Source organism: Brachybacterium sp. AOP25-B2-12, from assembly GCF_052378625.1.
Classification (GTDB): Bacteria; Actinomycetota; Actinomycetes; order Actinomycetales; family Dermabacteraceae; genus Brachybacterium.
Map to the genome: position 1 here is coordinate 1 of NZ_JBQSXW010000088.1, position 471 is coordinate 471.

Here is a 471-nt window from a genome sequence, read left to right on the forward strand (position 1 = left end):
CGGGGATGAAGGAACGGGTCCCTGACCGGCACGATGGGTGGTGCTGAAGCCATTCATCTGCTGGAAGAGACCCGTTCCATGACCCACCGTAATTCGCCGCTGACCCCTGCCGGAAGACTCCGCCTGGTCCAACGTGTCGAAGATGATGGCCGACCCATCGCCCACGTCGCCGCCGAAGCCGGCATCGCCCGCTCGACTCTGACGAAGTGGGTGCACCGCTACCGCGACGACGGCATCGAAGCTCTCCAGGACCGCACCAGCGCTCCGGCTCGCCGGCCCTCGCGACTGCCGATCGACGTCCTCGAGCTCATCGACGCCTGGCGACGAGACCGCAAATGGTCCGCCCGCCGCATCGCTCTCGAGCTCGCCAGCCGCGGCCACCACTACTGCGTCCGCACCATCGGCAGGTGGCTGCAGCGCCTCGGGATCTCCCGCCGCCGTGACCTCGACCCCACCGGCGAGAACAACCGC

1 protein-coding gene is annotated in these 471 nt (G+C 68.4%); it reads left to right on the plus strand.

Annotated features, from left to right (window positions below; genetic code table 11):
- Positions 1-78 precede the first annotated feature (78 nt).
- On the plus strand, positions 79-471 hold a 393-nt coding region (locus tag ACT3TZ_RS15275), incomplete at its 3' end, for a helix-turn-helix domain-containing protein (RefSeq protein ID WP_444584261.1).